Here is a 14006-nt window from a genome sequence, read left to right as displayed (position 1 = left end):
CATGCCGCCCACCGTCCTGACACCGTCGGCGCCCGTCGATCAGCCTGCCCGGCGCAACGCACGCGCACCGGCCGCGCCCACGCAAAGCGTCGGGCCGCTCACGCCGCACCTCTACGCACCCGATGCGATGCGCCCGCTGCGCGCCAAGGAGCATCTGCTCCAGGCCGACACGCTGGTCGAGCTGCACACGCATCCCTGGCCGCAGCTGACCTTCTCGACGCGCGGCGTGATCCGCCTGAGCACGCGCGACGGCAGCTACATCGTGCCGCCCTCGCGCGCACTCTGGGTGCCGGCGGACGTGCCGCACAGCATCTCGCTGATCGAGGACGCCGAGCTGCGCACCGTGTACCTGCACAGCTGGCTTGGCCCGGCGTGGGAGAAGTGCGAGGTGCTCGAGATCAGCCCGCTGCTGCGTGCGCTGATGCTCGCGCTCGACACCACGCCGGACGGCCTGCCGCCGGCCGATCCGCATGCGGCGCAGCGCGAGCGCTGGATCGCGCCGCTCCTGATCGACGAGCTCGAGCGCGCGACGCAGATCCGCATCGACGTGCCGCTGCCGGCCGACAAGCGGCTGCGCCAGCTGTGCGAGGCGCTGCTGCGCAATCCGGCCGACCGCGCGACGCTGGCCGAGCGCGCCAGAACCATCGGCGCCAGCGAGCGCACCGTGGCGCGCCTGTTCCGCGACCAGCTCGGCATGAGCTGGCAGCAGTGGCGCCAGCAGGCCGTGATGGCGCATGCGCTGCCGCTGCTCGCGCGCGGCATGGCGGTGAGCCGCGTGGCCGCCGCCAGCGGCTATGCGACGGACAGCGCCTTCTGCGCGATGTTCAAGGCGGCGACCGGGCAATCGCCGACCGCGTTCCAGCACAAGAAGCGCGCATAGCGCGCCTGCCTGCTCAACCAAAACGGCGCAGCAGCCCGAGCACGCGCTGCAGTTTCGCGCCATAGGGCGGATAGAACAGCGAGCCGGTGGCCCAGCGCCGCTGCGCCAGCACGGCCTTCTGATGCGTGAAGCGCAGGAAGCCGGTCTCGCCGTGGTACGCACCCCAGCCGCTCTCGCCCACGCCGCCGAAGGGCAGGCCGTCGTGCGCGATGTGCATCAGCGTGTCGTTGACCGTGACGGCGCCGCTCACCGTGCGCGCGAGCACGCGGTCGCGCGCGGCGGTGTCGCGGCCGAACCAGTAGAGCGCAAGCGGGCGCGGCCTCGCGTTGATGTGGCGGATCGCCTCGTCGCTGTCGTCGCAGGGCAGCACGGGGAGGATCGGGCCGAAGATTTCCTCGTCCAGCAGGCGCAGACCGGCCTGTGCGCCGAACACGAGTGCGGGCGCCATCTGGCTCGACGCCATCGCTGCGTCGCCTTCGATCTGCTCGATGCGCGCGCCCTGCTCGCGCGCTTCGCGCAGCAGCGCATGCAGGCGCGCCAGGTGTTGCGCGCCGAGGATGGACGCGTAGTCCGGATTGCCCTCGATGCGCGGGAACAGTCGCGCCACCGCACGCCGCCAGGCCGCGGCGAAGTCGTCCTCGCGGCCGCGCGGCAACAGCACGTAGTCGGGCGCGATGCAGGTCTGCCCGGCGTTGAGCAGCTTGCCGTGCGCGATGCGCAGCACGGCCTCGTCGAGATCGGCCGAGGCATCGACGATGCACGGCGACTTGCCGCCGAGTTCCAGCGTGGTCGGCGTGAGCCGGGCCGCGGCCGCCTGCGCGACCTTGCGCCCGACGGCCGTCGAGCCGGTGAAGAACAGATGGTCGAAGGGCAAGGCCGAGAACCGCGCAGCCACGTCCGCATCGCCCAGCACCACCGTGAACTCGTCGATGGCGAAGACTTGGGCGATCAGCTCGGCGAGCAGCGCCGAGGTGCGCGGCGTGAGTTCGCTCGGCTTGAGCATCACGCGGTTGCCGGCCGCCAGTGCGGTGGCCGCGGGGCCCAGCGACAGCTGCAGCGGATAGTTCCAGGGCGAGATGACGCCGACCACGCCGAGCGGCTGGCGCTGCACCCATCCGCGCGCCGGCCGCAGGTAGATCGGCGTGCGCACCTGCACCGGCCGGCTCCAGCGCGCGAGATGGCGCAGCTGATGACGCAGCAGATTGCGCAGCACGAACAGGTCGGCGACCTCGGTCAGCGCGGCGGAGCGCACGCCGAAATCGGCCTGCACCGCCGCGGCCAGCGCCGCGCCGTGCGCTTCGAGCAGGCGCTGCACGCGCAGCACGCGGTCGCGGCGCAACGCGACCGGCGTCTCGGCATCGCGGCTCGCGCGGTGCTGGACATCGAAAAGGGATTGCAGATCGGCCATGGCGCAATCTAACGTCTAACGCGCACGGGCGGGCCCAGCGCTTTCGTATGATCGGCGGGTGCATTCCGAATCATTCCGCGCGCGGCAGGCATGGCCCTGAATCGCGACCAGCTCGTGCGCTGGCTTCCCTTCCTCGGCTGGCCCCGTCCCGACCGTGCGCTGCTCGCCGGCGAGGCGATGGCCGGCATCACCGTGGCGCTGATGGTCATTCCGCAAGGCGTGGCCTATGCGGCGCTGGCCGGCATGCCGTTGGTCACCGGCATCTATGCCTCGCTGCTGCCGGCGCTGATCGGTGCGCTGTTCAGCGCCTCGACGCGGCTGTCGGTCGGCCCGACCGCACTGTCGAGCCTGCTGGTCTCGGCTTCGCTCGGCCCCCTGGCCATTCCGGGCAGCGCCGAATGGGTGATGCTGGCAGTATGGCTGGCGCTGATGGCGGGCGCCATTCAGCTGGTGCTCGGCCTCGGCGGTTTCGGCTGGGTGCTGCGGCTGGTCAACTCGCCGGTGCTGATGGGCTTCACGCAGGCAGCCTCGGTGCTGATCGTGCTGTCGCAGCTGCCGGCGCTGTTCGGCTTCACCGGGCGCTCGTTCGGTCAGCTGCTGCATGGCGCAGCGCCGGACTTCCTTGCGATCGCCTTCGGCCTCGGCAGCCTGGCCGCGCTCTGGATCGCCAAGCGGCACTGGTCGCGCTTTCCGGCGGCCATGGTGGTGGTGGGCGCGTGCGCGGCCATCAGCGCCGCCATCGACTACGCGTTGAACGGCGGCGCCGTGGTCGGCACGCTGCCTTCGGGATTGCCTTCGTTCTACTGGCCCGGCCTGCTGCCGATCGATACCTTCGGCGCGCTGATGCTGCCGGCTCTGATGGTGACGCTGGTGAGCTTTCTCGAGACCGCATCGAGCGCCAAGGTCGACAACGCGCGCGCCGGCAAGCTATGGAACGAGAACCAGGACCTGATCGGCCAGGGACTGTCGAAGATTGCATCCGGCCTCTCGGGTGCCTTCCCCACCAGCTCGTCGTTCTCGCGCTCGGCCATCAACCTCTATGCGGGCGCGCAGACCGGCTGGGCCACCGTGGGCTGCGTGCTGCTGATCGGCGCGGCGCTGCTGTGGGCGATGCCGCTGCTCTACCACGTGCCGCAGGCGGTGCTGGCCGCGATCGTGGTGATCGCGATGCTGGGCCTGGTGCGGCCGGGTCAGTTCGTCTCGCTCTGGCGCATCTCGCGCGTGGAGGCGGCGGTCGCGTTCGTGACCTTCGTTCTCACCATCGCGACCTCGCCCTCGATCTACTGGGGCGTGCTCGCCGGTCTCCTGATGAGCCTCGCGCACTACATGTACCGGCACCTGCATCCGCGCATCATCGAAGTCGGCCTGCACCCGGACGGCAGCCTGCGCGACCGCCAGGTCTGGCAACTGCCGCCGCTGGCGCCGCGGCTGCATGCGCTGCGGATGGATGCCGAGCTCGACTTCGCGACCGCGAGCACGCTGGAGCGCGCAATCACGGTGGTGCTCGCCGAGCGGCCCGATCTCACCGACCTCTGCCTGTTCGCGCAGCCGATCAACCGCATCGACGTGACCGGCGCCGAGGTGTTCGGCTCGATCCGGCGGCTGATCGAATCGCGTGGCGTGCGGCTGCACCTGAGCGGCCTCAAGCTGCCGGCGCAGCAGGTGCTGGAACGCGCCGGCCTGCTGACAGCCGGGCCGATGCTGTTCATCTACCGCACCGACAGCGATGCGCTGGCGGCGCTGACCGGAGGCTTCGACGCAGCATGAAACTCAACATCCTGTCCGACCTGCACCTGAGCCGCGGCGGCCTGCCGCATCCGAAGACCGATGCGGATCTCGTGATCCTCGCCGGCGATATCGCGCGCCCGGCGCAAGCGATGGCCTGGGCGCGCGGCTTCGACCGGCCGGTGCTCTACGTCGCCGGCAACCACGAGTTCTACGGCGGCAGCGTGGACGGCACCCTGCGCGAGCTCAAGGCGCTGAGCGCCGGCACGGGCATCCAGGTGCTGGACGACGAGGCGATCGTGATCGACGGCGTGCGCTTCCTGGGCACGACGCTGTGGACCGACTTCAACCTGCTCGGCACCGGCAGCGAGCGCGTGGCGGCGATGGAACAGGCGGCGCAGTTGACGTACGACTTCAGCCGCATCCGCCTGCACGATGCGTCGCCGGCGCTGTTCACGCCCGCGGATTCAGCAGCCCTCTTCGCACGCCATGCCGCCTGGTTGAATGCACGTCTGGCCGAGCCGCACGCCGGACCGACCGTCGTCATCACCCATCACGCGCCGGCCCCGGGCAGCATCCATCCGCGTTTCGAGGGTTCGCCCATCAATGCCTCCTTCGTGTCGGACCTGAGGGCCTCGATGGGTCGCGATCGCGTCGATCTCTGGATCCACGGCCACACGCACGACAGCTTCGACTACCGCGTGGACGGCACGCGCGTGCTGTGCAATCCGCGCGGCTACCTGCGCGACGAGGTCAACGAGAACCCGCTGTTCGATCCGCTGCTGACGGTCGAGGTCGGCGCCGCATCGGGCCTCAGTCCTTGACCGGCCCGCGCAGGTTCTTGATCTCCGCGCGCTGGCTCTTACCTTCGAGGCGGCGCAGTTTGGCGCCATAGGTCGGACGCGTCGCGCGGCGCACGCGCGGCGGGGTCGCAACGCTGTCGACCAGCGCCTGCAAACGCGCCAGCGCATCGGCACGATTCATGTCCTGGCTGCGATGGCTTTGCGCCTTCAGCACCAGCACGCCCTCCTGCGTGATACGGCTGTCGCGCAGTGCAAGCAGACGCTCCTTGACATCGTCGGGCAGCGAGCTGGCCGGGATGTCGTAGCGCAGGTGCACCGCGCTCGAAACCTTGTTGACGTTCTGTCCGCCCGCGCCCTGCGCGCGGATCGCGCTGAACTCGATCTCCGAAGGCTCGACGACGACGGGCGGCCGCAGCATGAACGCGGCGCGCTATTCGCCGCGCGCCGGCTTGGGCTGCACGTCGGTCACGCGGCCCGGATCGCCCAGGCTCACCGGACTGCGCGTGGCCTGCCCGCGCGCGCGCGCGCTCGCGACATCGGCGGCCGTGGGCTCGGCCGGGCGGCCGGCCGCGCGAAAGCGGTCGAAACCGCCGCGCGGATTGAAGCGCATCACCCAGGGCCTGACGGGCTGCCCCGTGAGGCGCGCCCAGCCGTAGCGCAAGCCCCAGACCGCCGCCAGCAGCAGCACCGCGACGGCGAGGCTGGCCGCGAACAGCAGGCCGGCGACGAAGAGAACCAGGCGAAAAAGAAAGTTCATCATCATCCGACCTTAGGCCACCGCGGCGGCCGAATGTTCCCCCGCCTTGCGAAAGCGGAATTCGCCCGGCGCCCGGATCGGATCGGTGCTGACCTCGATCGTGTCCTTCGGCCCGAAGCTGCCGTCCAGCAGCAGCTTCGATAGCGGATTCTCGATGCGCTGCTGGATCGCGCGCTTCAGCGGCCGGGCACCGAACACCGGGTCGAAGCCGACCTTGGCGATCTCGGCCAGCGCCGGCGGCGACACGTCGAGCGTGAGGTCCATCTTCGCGAGCCGCTCCTGCAGCACCTTGAGCTGGATCGCGGCGATCGCCTCGATGTTCTTCGCGTCGAGCGCATGGAACACCACGGTCTCGTCGATGCGGTTGAGGAACTCGGGACGGAAGTAGTTCTTGAGCTCGTCCCAGACCGCGTCCTTGATCTCCTCGTTCGGCCGGCCGACCATCGACTGGATGATCGGCGAGCCGATGTTGCTGGTCATCACGATCACCGTGTTCTTGAAGTTCACGGTGCGGCCCTGGCCATCGGTCAGGCGGCCATCGTCGAGCACCTGCAGCAGCACGTTGAAGACGTCCGGATGCGCCTTCTCGACCTCGTCGAGCAGGAGCACGCTGTAAGGCTTGCGGCGCACGGCCTCGGTGAGGTAGCCGCCCTCCTCGTAGCCCACGTAGCCTGGCGGCGCGCCGATCAGGCGCGCGACCGAATGCTTCTCCATGAACTCGCTCATGTCGACGCGGATCAGGTGGTCCTCGCTGTCGAACAGGAAGCCCGCGAGCGCCTTGCACAGCTCGGTCTTGCCGACGCCCGTGGGGCCGAGGAACAGGAAGGAGCCGGTGGGCCGGTTCGGGTCGGCCAGGCCCGAGCGCGAGCGGCGGATCGCATTGGCGACCGCGCCGATGGCCTCGTCCTGCCCGACCACGCGCTCGTGCAGCTTGTCTTCCATCATCAGGAGCTTGTCGCGCTCGCCCTGCATCAGCTTGGCGACCGGGATGCCGGTGGCGCGTGCCACCACTTCGGCGATCTCCTCGGCGCCGACCTGGGTGCGCAGCAGCGTCGGCGCGCTGGACTTGCCCTTGCTGGACTCGGTGTCCTGCGCTTCCTTCAGGCGCTTCTCGAGCCCGGGCAGCTTGCCGTACTGCAGCTCGGCCACCTTGTTGAAGTCGCCCTTGGCGGTGAATTCGGAGATCTGGAACTTGATCTTGTCGATCTCTTCACGGATCTGCGCGCTGCCCTGCGCCTGCGCCTTCTCGGCCTGCCAGATCTCGTCGTAGTCGGCGATCTCCTTCTGCAGCCGGGCGATTTCTTCCTCGATCAGGCCGAAGCGCTTCTGCGAGGCTTCGTCCTTTTCGCGGCGCACGGCCTCGCGTTCGATCTGCAGCTGGATCAGGCGCCGGTCGAGCCGGTCCATGACCTCGGGCTTGGAGTCCATTTCGATCTTGATGCGGGCTGCGGCCTCGTCGATCAGGTCGATCGCCTTGTCGGGCAGGAAGCGGTCGGTGATGTAGCGGTCGGCCAGCTCGGCCGCGGCGACGATCGCCGGGTCGGTGATGTCGACGCCGTGGTGGACCTCGTACTTTTCCTGCAAGCCGCGCAGGATCGCGATGGTCGCCTCCACGCTCGGCTCGCCGACGATGATCTTCTGGAAGCGGCGTTCGAGCGCGGCGTCCTTCTCGACGTACTTGCGGTATTCGTCGAGCGTGGTCGCGCCGACGCAATGCAGCTCGCCGCGCGCGAGTGCGGGCTTGAGCATGTTGCCCGCGTCCATCGCGCCCTCGGCCTTGCCGGCGCCGACCATGGTGTGCAGCTCGTCGATGAAGACGATGGTCTGGCCCTCGTCCTTGGCGAGTTCGTTGAGCACGCTCTTCAGGCGTTCCTCGAACTCGCCGCGGAACTTGGCGCCCGCCAGCAGCGCGGCCATGTCGAGCGACAGCACGCGCTTGCCCTTGAGCGAATCGGGCACTTCGCCGGCCACGATGCGCTGCGCCAGGCCTTCGACGATGGCCGTCTTGCCGACGCCCGGCTCGCCGATCAGCACCGGGTTGTTCTTGGTGCGGCGCTGCAGCACCTGGATCGCGCGGCGGATTTCCTCGTCGCGGCCGATCACGGGATCGAGCTTGCCGAGGCGCGCGCGCTCGGTCAGGTCCATGGTGTATTTCTTCAGCGACTCGCGCTGGCCTTCGGCATCGGCGCTGTTCACGCCCTGGCCGCCGCGCACCGCCTCGATGGCGGCTTCAACCGATTTGCGCGTGACGCCGTGGCTGCGCGCGAGGTTGCCGATGTCGACCTTGCTGTCGGCCACGGCGAGCAGGAACAGCTCGCCGGCGATGAACTGGTCGTTGCGCTTGATGGCTTCCTTCTCGGTCGCCTGCAGCAGTTTGCCGAGTTCGGGGCCGACCTGGACCTGGTCATGGCCCTGCACCTGCGGCAGTTTCTTGATCGCCGCCTCGGCCGCCTGCAGCAGGCCGGGCACGTTGGCACCGGCGCGTTCGAGCAGGGCGCGGGGGCCTTCGTTCTGGCGCAGCATGGCGACCAGCAGATGGACGGGTTCGATGTAGGCGTTGTCGTTGCCGAGGGCGAGCGACTGCGCGTCGCCGAGGGCTTCCTGGAATTTGGTGGTGAGTTTGTCTTGACGCATGAATGACTCCGATACCCCGGCATGTCGGGCTGGCCGCGGGGAATTCAAGCAATGTGCCGCAAGTATCCTCCTCAGCCGGCTGGCGCAAGCGCCGAAAAGAAGTCCATGATTTCCCGGCCCAGCGTCTCTTCGCCGCCATTGAAATGGGCCACGATCGACATGTGGTTATGGCCCTTCATCTGCAGGTAGCGCGGCGCGTGCCCGCGCGCCGCCGCCATCCGGTGCGCGAATTCGAGCCCGTAGACGTCGAGCAGCGGATTCTCGAACTCCGCCGTCACGATCAGGGCCGGCAGCGTGCCGTGGGCTGCGAAGTTCACCGGCGAGCGCTGCTCGTAGAGCGACGCGTCGTCGCCGAAGTAGGCTTTGACACCGGCCGCATTGGGGTTCCCGGGCAACTGGTCGGCCCGCAGGCGCGCCGACACCAGTACGACCGCCTGCGCATGGCAGCCCTCCGCCCACATCGGCGCGAAGGCGTAGCTCGCCACATGCGTGCCGCCGGCCGAATGGCCCACCAGCAGCATGCGCGCCGGATCGCCGCCGTGCTGCGCCACATGCATCTTCAGCCAGGCCATCGCCTGCGCCACGTCGCGCGTGCCGTCGGGGTACGCCGCCTCCGGCGCGAGCCGGTATTCGAGGTTGACGCCGACGCAGCCCTGGCGTGCGAACCAGTAGAGGACGTTGTCGTAGATCTCGTCGCTCGCGCGCTTGTCGCCTCGCACGAAGGCACCGCCATGGACGAACACCACCACCGGCGCCCGCGCCGCATCGGGCGGCGTGAAGATGTCCATCACCTGCCGCGCATGCGTGCCGTAGGCCAGATCGCGCGCGACCGCGATGCCCGCCTTCGGCGCGCTGGCGAGCAGCGGCGCATAGGCGTCCTTCACACGCTGGCTGTTGCCGCGCAGGTCGAGCGCCCAGCGCGGGCCGATCTCGGCCATCAGCGCACGCAGCGCCTGCGGGCCTTCGACCATGGGCGGGGACGACACGCGCTCAGGGCTGCGCAAGCCCGGCCTTCTTGATGACGCCCGCCCATTTGACGACCTCGCTGCGGCCAAAGTCGGCAAAGGCCTCGGCGCTGCCGTAGTCGGGTTCGGCACCGAGGTCGTGCAGACGCTTTTGCATGTCGGGCGTCTTGATGACGGCGGTGATGTCGGCGTTGAGCCGGTCGCGGATCGCGGTCGGCAGGCCGGCCGGCGCGAACACGCCGAACCAGGCCGTGACCTCGTAGCCGGGCAAGCCGCTCTCGATCGCGGTCGGCACGTTCGGCATGGCCGAGCTGCGTGTCTTGCCGGTCACGGCCAGTGCCTTGAGCTTGCCGGCACGAACGAAAGGGGCCGCCGTCGCCTGCAGATCGAACATCAGCGGCACCTGCCCCGCGAGCACGTCGTTGAGCGCGGGTGCGCTGCCCTTGTACGGCACATGAAGCAGCTGGATCTGCGCAGCGGAGGCCAGCAGCTCGCCGGCCAGATGGTTCGACGTACCGGGCCCGGCGGAGGCATAGCTGAGTTCACCGGGCTTGGCTTTGGCCATCGCGATCACGTCGGCGATGCTGTTCGCGGCCAGCGAGGGATTCGCCACCAGCACGAAGGGAATGGAGGCCACCGGCGCCACCGCGGTGAAGTCCTTGATCGGGTCGTAGCCGACCTTGTTCATCGCCGGGTTGATGGCCTGCGAACTGACCGTGCCCATCAGCAGCGTGTAGCCGTCGGGCGCCGCGCCCGCCGCATAGCGGGCGCCGATGGCGGTGCCGGCGCCGCCGCGGTTCTCGATGACCACCGGCTGGCCCAGCCGCTCGCCGAGCTTCTGCCCGACGGTGCGCGCGAGGATGTCCGCAGAGCCGCCCGCCGGATAGGGCACCACCATCACCACCGGATGGTTCGGATACGCGCCCTGCGCATGCGCTGCCAGCGCGAGCCCGGCCGTGCCGGCTGCGGCCAGAAGCCAGCGGCCGAATCGCATCGTCCATGAATTCATCGCGGCGCTCCTCAATGCACCGCGGCCGGCGCGCGGTCGACCTCGGGCACTTCCGGGATCTCGACGCCGTAGGGCGCGACGTCGGCACGGATCTGCTCCAGCCCGCGCCGGATGATCGCGATCTCCTCGTCGGGATGGGTCGCGCCGAGCCCGTGTTCGGCCGCCAGCGCCCGGTTGCGGCCGGCGCGTTCGCGTTCCTCGTCGGGCAGGTTGACCACGGCATAGACGCCATTGAGCAGGCTGCCGCGCAACTTCTTGGCTACCTTCTCGCCGATCAGCCGGCGATCGTCCGCGGACAGCTCGGAAAAGAACCTGCGCATGATGATGCGGCCGAACTGGATGTGCCGCGCCTCGTCGCGCAGCACCAGCTGGCACGCGGTGCGGATCGACTTGAAGCGCGCGTTTTCGTAGCGCGCCTGCAGCAGCTCGCCCGAGAGCTGTTCGAACAGCGTGTTGACCGCGAGCCCGGCGAAGAAGGACATCGCCTTCTCGTCGCGCTCGTCGTGGAAGCGCGGGATGACCGCCTTGAAGTAGTCGGCGCGCGGCTCGTCCTGGTAGCCCGCGAGGCCGCGCGCGACCAGGAACGAGGCCTCGTGATGGCGCAGTTCCTCGGCGATGAAATTGACGATGTGCTGCTTGATCTCGAAGGGCTGGTGCGCAAAGATCGCCTCGCGCAGCCGCTCCGCACCATAGGGGATCGCGCCGTGCTCCATCCAGGCGCGCAGGCTCCACCATTCGGCGCCGGCCTCGCGCACGGCGGTGGGCAGATCGGCCTCGCGAAGGTCGGAGAAATCGATCGTGGCCGGATTCCACGCCAGCTCGCGCGCCTGCTCGCACAGGCGCCAGACGTCGGGGTATTCGAGCTCGGACTTGATGGGATACGGGTTGGGAACGGGGGTCAGTTCCTCGAGGAGGGATGGCTGCATCGATGGGGCTTTCGAAAGGAAGGGGTTGCGCGTTTCGGTCACATCCTGTGACAGCGCCCGCTTCGCGTCCAATACCGTTTTCAGGGGCTGGTGATCGTCGGCACGAATCACCATCCCTAGAATCCGCCGATGGACCTTCGTCAGCTCCGGCAGTTCGTCGCGGTCGCGGAAGAGCGCAGCTTTCGCCGCGCGGCCGAGCGCCTGCATGTCTCGCAACCGCCGCTGAGCGTGGCGGTGCAGCGGCTCGAAGCCGATGTCGGCGTCTCGCTGCTGGACCGCACCCGCCACCATGTGCGGCTGACCGTGGCCGGCGAGGCCTTCCTGCACGAAGCCCGGCGCACGCTGGCGCACGCGCAACTGTCGATCGAGATCGCCCAACGCGCCGCGGCGGGCAAGCTCGGCACGCTGCGGCTGTCCTTCGTCCCCAGCGCCGCGCTGGGCGTGGTGCCGCGGCTGCTGCGCGCCTTTCGCGAGGACCATCCCGACGTCAAGCTGGTGCTGACCGGCGACACCACCTCGCAGCAGATGGCGGCGCTGCTCAGCGGCGCGACCGACGTCGGCATCGTGGTGCCGCCGCTGCACGATGCGCGGGACTTCCGGGTCGAGCCCTTCTGCGAGCAGGAACTGATGCTGGCCGTGCCGCAATCGCACCCGCTCGCCGGCCAGCAGCGCGTGCAGCTGCGCGACCTGGCCGCGGAGTCCTTCGTCGGCTTTCCGTTCAAGGAAGGACCGGGCTTCGAGAGCGTGGTGATGGCGGCCTGCCAGGACTGCGGCTTCATACCGAACTTCGTCCAGGCGGCGGCCCAGATGCAGACCATCCTGGCGCTGGTGGGCAGCGGCCTGGGCATCGCGCTGGTGCCGCAGGCCATGCAGGCGGTGCAGACCGAGCACGTGGCCTATCTGCAGGTCCGCAGGCGCAATGCGCCGGTCCGCTATGCACTCGGGCTGGCCTTTCGCCCGTCGAATGCCAACCCGGCACTGGGCGCCTTCGTGGCGATGGCGCACCGGCTGAGCCGGCCGTGAACGGCAGCGCCGGCGGACGCCCTCAGGCGTTGCCGGCCGCGATGCCCCAGCGCGCGAGCGCGGCATCGTCGGCCACGCGCGCATCGACCCAGCGCGCACCCTCGGGCGTCTCTTCCTTCTTCCAGAACGGCGCCTGCGTCTTGAGGTAGTCCATCAGGAACTCGCAGGCCTGGAAGCTTTCGCCGCGGTGCGCCGCGACCACCGCCACCATCATGATCTGGTCCAGCGGCTGCAGCAGGCCCACGCGGTGGACCACGCGCGCGCCGAGGATGTGGAAGCGGCGATGGGCCTCGTCGATCATGGCCTCGATCGCCTTCTCCGTCATGCCGGGGTAGTGCTCGAGTTCCATCGAGGCCACCGCGGCGCCGTCGTTGCGGTCGCGCACCGTGCCGATGAAACTGCAGACCGCGCCGACGCGCGCGTCCTGGGCGCGCAAGGCGGCGATCTCCTGCTGGAGATCGAAGTCTTCGGTCTGGATCGAAACGCGGGCGGCAGCCATCCGCGGATTGTGGCACTGCGCTAGACTTCACCGATGCCTCGCAGCGCCACGCTCCTCCTCGCTCCTGCCGAAGGAACGAGCCGCGTGCGCGTGGAAGGCAAAGCCAAAAAACCCGAGCTCGTCTGACCGGAGCTTCGGTTCCGTCGTCGGATGAGCGACGGAACTGCAAGGCTCTGGCCGAAGCGAGTGGCGCGCGCGCATGCGACGGTGGTTCTTCCATCGGTCGATTCCTGAAAGGAAAGCTGCGTGTCTGCCTCTTCATCCTCCATCGATTTCTCTGGCCTCTGGATTCCGCTCGTCACGCCGTTCACCCGTGACGGCGCCGTCGACCACGCCGCGCTTGCGCGCCTGGTCGAGCGGCTCGCCCCGACGGGCATCGCCGGCTTCGTGGTCTGCGGCTCGACCGGCGAAGCGGCCGCGCTCGACGACGACGAGCAGCTCGCGGTGCTGGCGACCGTCGCCGAGGCAGCGCCCGCGCTGCCGCGCATCATGGGCATGTCGGGCTACCACCTCGGCAAGATGCTGGCGTGGGTCCGGCGGCTGAGCGAATACCCGCTGGCCGGCCTGCTGGTGCCGGCGCCGCACTACATCCGGCCTTCGCAGCAAGGACTGGTCGACTGGTTCAACGCCATCGCCGAAGCCAGCACGGTGCCGATCGTGGTCTACGACATTCCCTACCGCACCGGCATCCCGATCGCATGCGAGACGCTGCGCGCGCTCGCGGCGCATCCGCGCATCCGCGCGATCAAGGACTGCGGCGGCGACGCGGCCAAGACGCGCGCGCTGATTGCCGATGGCCGCCTCCAGGTGCTGGCCGGCGAGGATGCCCAGCTGTTCGGCACGGTGGCCGAAGGCGGTGCCGGCGCCATCGCGGCCAGCGCGCATTTGCACACCGCGCGCTTCGTCGAGGTGCTGCGGCTGCTGCGCGAAGGACGGCTGGCCGAGGCGCGTGCGCAATGGCAGCCGTTGCTGCCGCTGATCGAGGCGCTGTTCGCCGAAGCGAACCCCGGGCCGTTGAAGGCAGCGCTCGCGGCCGAAGGCCTGCTGCACGACGAACTGCGCGCGCCGATGACACGCGCATCGGCCGCGCTGCGCGAGCGGCTTGTGCCAATGCAGGCCGCGCTCAGCCGCCGGTGACGGGCGGGAAGAAGGCGACTTCGCTGCCTTCGCGCAGCGCGGCGGCTTCGTTGCTCATCACCTGGTCGAGCGCCATGCGCACGGCACGGCCGCGGGCCAGCGCGCTGGCATGCGGCTCGCCGCGCGCAATCAGTTCGTCGCGCAGCGCGCCCAGGTCGGGCGCTGCGGTGTCCAGCGTCTCGCTGCCGGTGCCCAGGGCCTCGCGCACCGAGGCGAAGTAGCGCACGGTGAGCTTCATGG

The 14006-nt window shown here is 69.5% G+C and carries 14 protein-coding genes; 5 read left to right on the top strand and 9 right to left on the bottom strand.

Going from position 1 to position 14006, the window contains the following annotated elements; genetic code table 11:
- Nucleotide 1 precedes the first annotated feature (1 nt).
- Nucleotides 2-880 (top strand): AraC family transcriptional regulator, encoded by an 879-nt coding sequence (locus E5P2_RS08755; protein WP_232080628.1) that lies wholly within the window; start codon nucleotides 2-4, stop codon nucleotides 878-880.
- 13 nt (nucleotides 881-893) lie between these two features.
- Here the strand turns inward: E5P2_RS08755 and E5P2_RS08750 are convergent, their stop codons facing one another.
- A complete protein-coding gene (locus E5P2_RS08750; protein WP_162566724.1) occupies nucleotides 894-2288 on the bottom strand; it encodes an aldehyde dehydrogenase family protein in 1395 nt (464 codons plus the stop codon).
- A 90-nt stretch (nucleotides 2289-2378) separates the two neighbouring features.
- Between E5P2_RS08750 and E5P2_RS08745 the strand changes: the two genes are divergently transcribed.
- Both E5P2_RS08745 and E5P2_RS08740 read left to right on the top strand, forming a co-directional pair.
- Nucleotides 2379-4055, top strand: a complete 1677-nt coding sequence (locus E5P2_RS08745) for a SulP family inorganic anion transporter (protein ID WP_162566723.1) — start codon at nucleotides 2379-2381, stop codon at nucleotides 4053-4055.
- A complete protein-coding gene (locus E5P2_RS08740) occupies nucleotides 4052-4837 on the top strand; it encodes a metallophosphoesterase (protein ID WP_162566722.1) in 786 nt (261 codons plus the stop codon). The genes E5P2_RS08745 and E5P2_RS08740 overlap by 4 nt, the downstream gene beginning before the upstream one ends.
- On the opposite strand, the gene arfB is transcribed toward E5P2_RS08740, so the two are convergent.
- The 6 genes from arfB to E5P2_RS08710 all read right to left on the bottom strand — a co-directional run bounded on the left by arfB (nucleotide 4827) and on the right by E5P2_RS08710 (nucleotide 11107).
- Complete coding sequence (gene arfB / locus E5P2_RS08735; RefSeq protein WP_162566721.1) at nucleotides 4827-5234, bottom strand: alternative ribosome rescue aminoacyl-tRNA hydrolase ArfB; 408 nt, start codon at nucleotides 5232-5234, stop codon at nucleotides 4827-4829. The two genes, E5P2_RS08740 and arfB, sit on opposite strands and share 11 nt — an antisense overlap.
- A gap of 12 nt (nucleotides 5235-5246) precedes the next feature.
- Nucleotides 5247-5573, bottom strand: a complete 327-nt coding sequence (locus E5P2_RS08730; protein WP_443083510.1) for a hypothetical protein — start codon at nucleotides 5571-5573, stop codon at nucleotides 5247-5249.
- A 12-nt stretch (nucleotides 5574-5585) separates the two neighbouring features.
- Nucleotides 5586-8207 (bottom strand): ATP-dependent chaperone ClpB, encoded by a 2622-nt coding sequence (gene clpB / locus E5P2_RS08725; RefSeq protein WP_162566719.1) that lies wholly within the window; start codon nucleotides 8205-8207, stop codon nucleotides 5586-5588.
- A gap of 71 nt (nucleotides 8208-8278) precedes the next feature.
- A complete protein-coding gene (locus tag E5P2_RS08720; protein WP_232080627.1) occupies nucleotides 8279-9211 on the bottom strand; it encodes an alpha/beta hydrolase in 933 nt (310 codons plus the stop codon).
- The gene (locus E5P2_RS08715) at nucleotides 9198-10181 is read right to left on the bottom strand and encodes a tripartite tricarboxylate transporter substrate binding protein (protein ID WP_232080626.1); all 984 of its coding nucleotides are present in this window, start codon (nucleotides 10179-10181) and stop codon (nucleotides 9198-9200) included. The genes E5P2_RS08720 and E5P2_RS08715 overlap by 14 nt, the downstream gene beginning before the upstream one ends.
- A gap of 11 nt (nucleotides 10182-10192) precedes the next feature.
- Nucleotides 10193-11107 carry a diiron oxygenase gene (locus E5P2_RS08710; RefSeq protein WP_162566718.1) on the bottom strand — a complete coding sequence of 305 codons (915 nt, stop codon included), beginning with the start codon at nucleotides 11105-11107 and terminating at the stop codon, nucleotides 10193-10195.
- 129 nt (nucleotides 11108-11236) lie between these two features.
- Here E5P2_RS08710 and E5P2_RS08705 point away from each other — a divergent pair, with 129 nt between their 5' ends.
- Complete coding sequence (locus E5P2_RS08705) at nucleotides 11237-12130, top strand: LysR family transcriptional regulator (protein WP_162566717.1); 894 nt, start codon at nucleotides 11237-11239, stop codon at nucleotides 12128-12130.
- A 22-nt stretch (nucleotides 12131-12152) separates the two neighbouring features.
- On the opposite strand, the gene E5P2_RS08700 is transcribed toward E5P2_RS08705, so the two are convergent.
- Nucleotides 12153-12629, bottom strand: a complete 477-nt coding sequence (locus E5P2_RS08700) for a molybdenum cofactor biosynthesis protein MoaE (protein ID WP_162566716.1) — start codon at nucleotides 12627-12629, stop codon at nucleotides 12153-12155.
- Nucleotides 12630-12875: 246 nt separating this feature from the next.
- Between E5P2_RS08700 and dapA the strand changes: the two genes are divergently transcribed.
- Nucleotides 12876-13766, top strand: a complete 891-nt coding sequence (dapA, locus tag E5P2_RS08695; protein ID WP_162566715.1) for a 4-hydroxy-tetrahydrodipicolinate synthase — start codon at nucleotides 12876-12878, stop codon at nucleotides 13764-13766.
- On the opposite strand, the gene E5P2_RS08690 is transcribed toward dapA, so the two are convergent.
- Nucleotides 13753-14004, bottom strand: a complete 252-nt coding sequence (locus tag E5P2_RS08690; protein ID WP_162566714.1) for a MoaD/ThiS family protein — start codon at nucleotides 14002-14004, stop codon at nucleotides 13753-13755. The two genes, dapA and E5P2_RS08690, sit on opposite strands and share 14 nt — an antisense overlap.
- Between the last annotated feature and the right edge of the window lie 2 nt (nucleotides 14005-14006).

It is taken from the genome of Variovorax sp. SRS16 (genome assembly GCF_901827165.1).
Classification (GTDB): Bacteria; Pseudomonadota; Gammaproteobacteria; order Burkholderiales; family Burkholderiaceae_C; genus Variovorax.
The sequence above is the reverse complement of the archived record's forward strand: the minus strand, read 5'-3'. Positions and strand labels throughout refer to the sequence as shown.

What these genes read in the sequence shown, in the direction of transcription:
- E5P2_RS08755 (WP_232080628.1), top strand. Translation starts at nt 2, where the DNA reads ATGCCGCCCACCGTCCTGACACCGTCGGCGCCCGTCGATCAGCCTGCC.
- E5P2_RS08750 (WP_162566724.1), bottom strand. Translation starts at nt 2,288, where the DNA reads ATGGCCGATCTGCAATCCCTTTTCGATGTCCAGCACCGCGCGAGCCGC.
- clpB (WP_162566719.1), bottom strand. Translation starts at nt 8,207, where the DNA reads ATGCGTCAAGACAAACTCACCACCAAATTCCAGGAAGCCCTCGGCGAC.
- E5P2_RS08730 (WP_443083510.1), bottom strand. Translation starts at nt 5,573, where the DNA reads ATGAACTTTCTTTTTCGCCTGGTTCTCTTCGTCGCCGGCCTGCTGTTC.
- arfB (WP_162566721.1), bottom strand. Translation starts at nt 5,234, where the DNA reads ATGCTGCGGCCGCCCGTCGTCGTCGAGCCTTCGGAGATCGAGTTCAGC.
- E5P2_RS08690 (WP_162566714.1), bottom strand. Translation starts at nt 14,004, where the DNA reads ATGAAGCTCACCGTGCGCTACTTCGCCTCGGTGCGCGAGGCCCTGGGC.
- E5P2_RS08700 (WP_162566716.1), bottom strand. Translation starts at nt 12,629, where the DNA reads ATGGCTGCCGCCCGCGTTTCGATCCAGACCGAAGACTTCGATCTCCAG.
- E5P2_RS08740 (WP_162566722.1), top strand. Translation starts at nt 4,052, where the DNA reads ATGAAACTCAACATCCTGTCCGACCTGCACCTGAGCCGCGGCGGCCTG.
- E5P2_RS08715 (WP_232080626.1), bottom strand. Translation starts at nt 10,181, where the DNA reads ATGAATTCATGGACGATGCGATTCGGCCGCTGGCTTCTGGCCGCAGCC.
- E5P2_RS08705 (WP_162566717.1), top strand. Translation starts at nt 11,237, where the DNA reads ATGGACCTTCGTCAGCTCCGGCAGTTCGTCGCGGTCGCGGAAGAGCGC.
- E5P2_RS08710 (WP_162566718.1), bottom strand. Translation starts at nt 11,107, where the DNA reads ATGCAGCCATCCCTCCTCGAGGAACTGACCCCCGTTCCCAACCCGTAT.
- E5P2_RS08745 (WP_162566723.1), top strand. Translation starts at nt 2,379, where the DNA reads ATGGCCCTGAATCGCGACCAGCTCGTGCGCTGGCTTCCCTTCCTCGGC.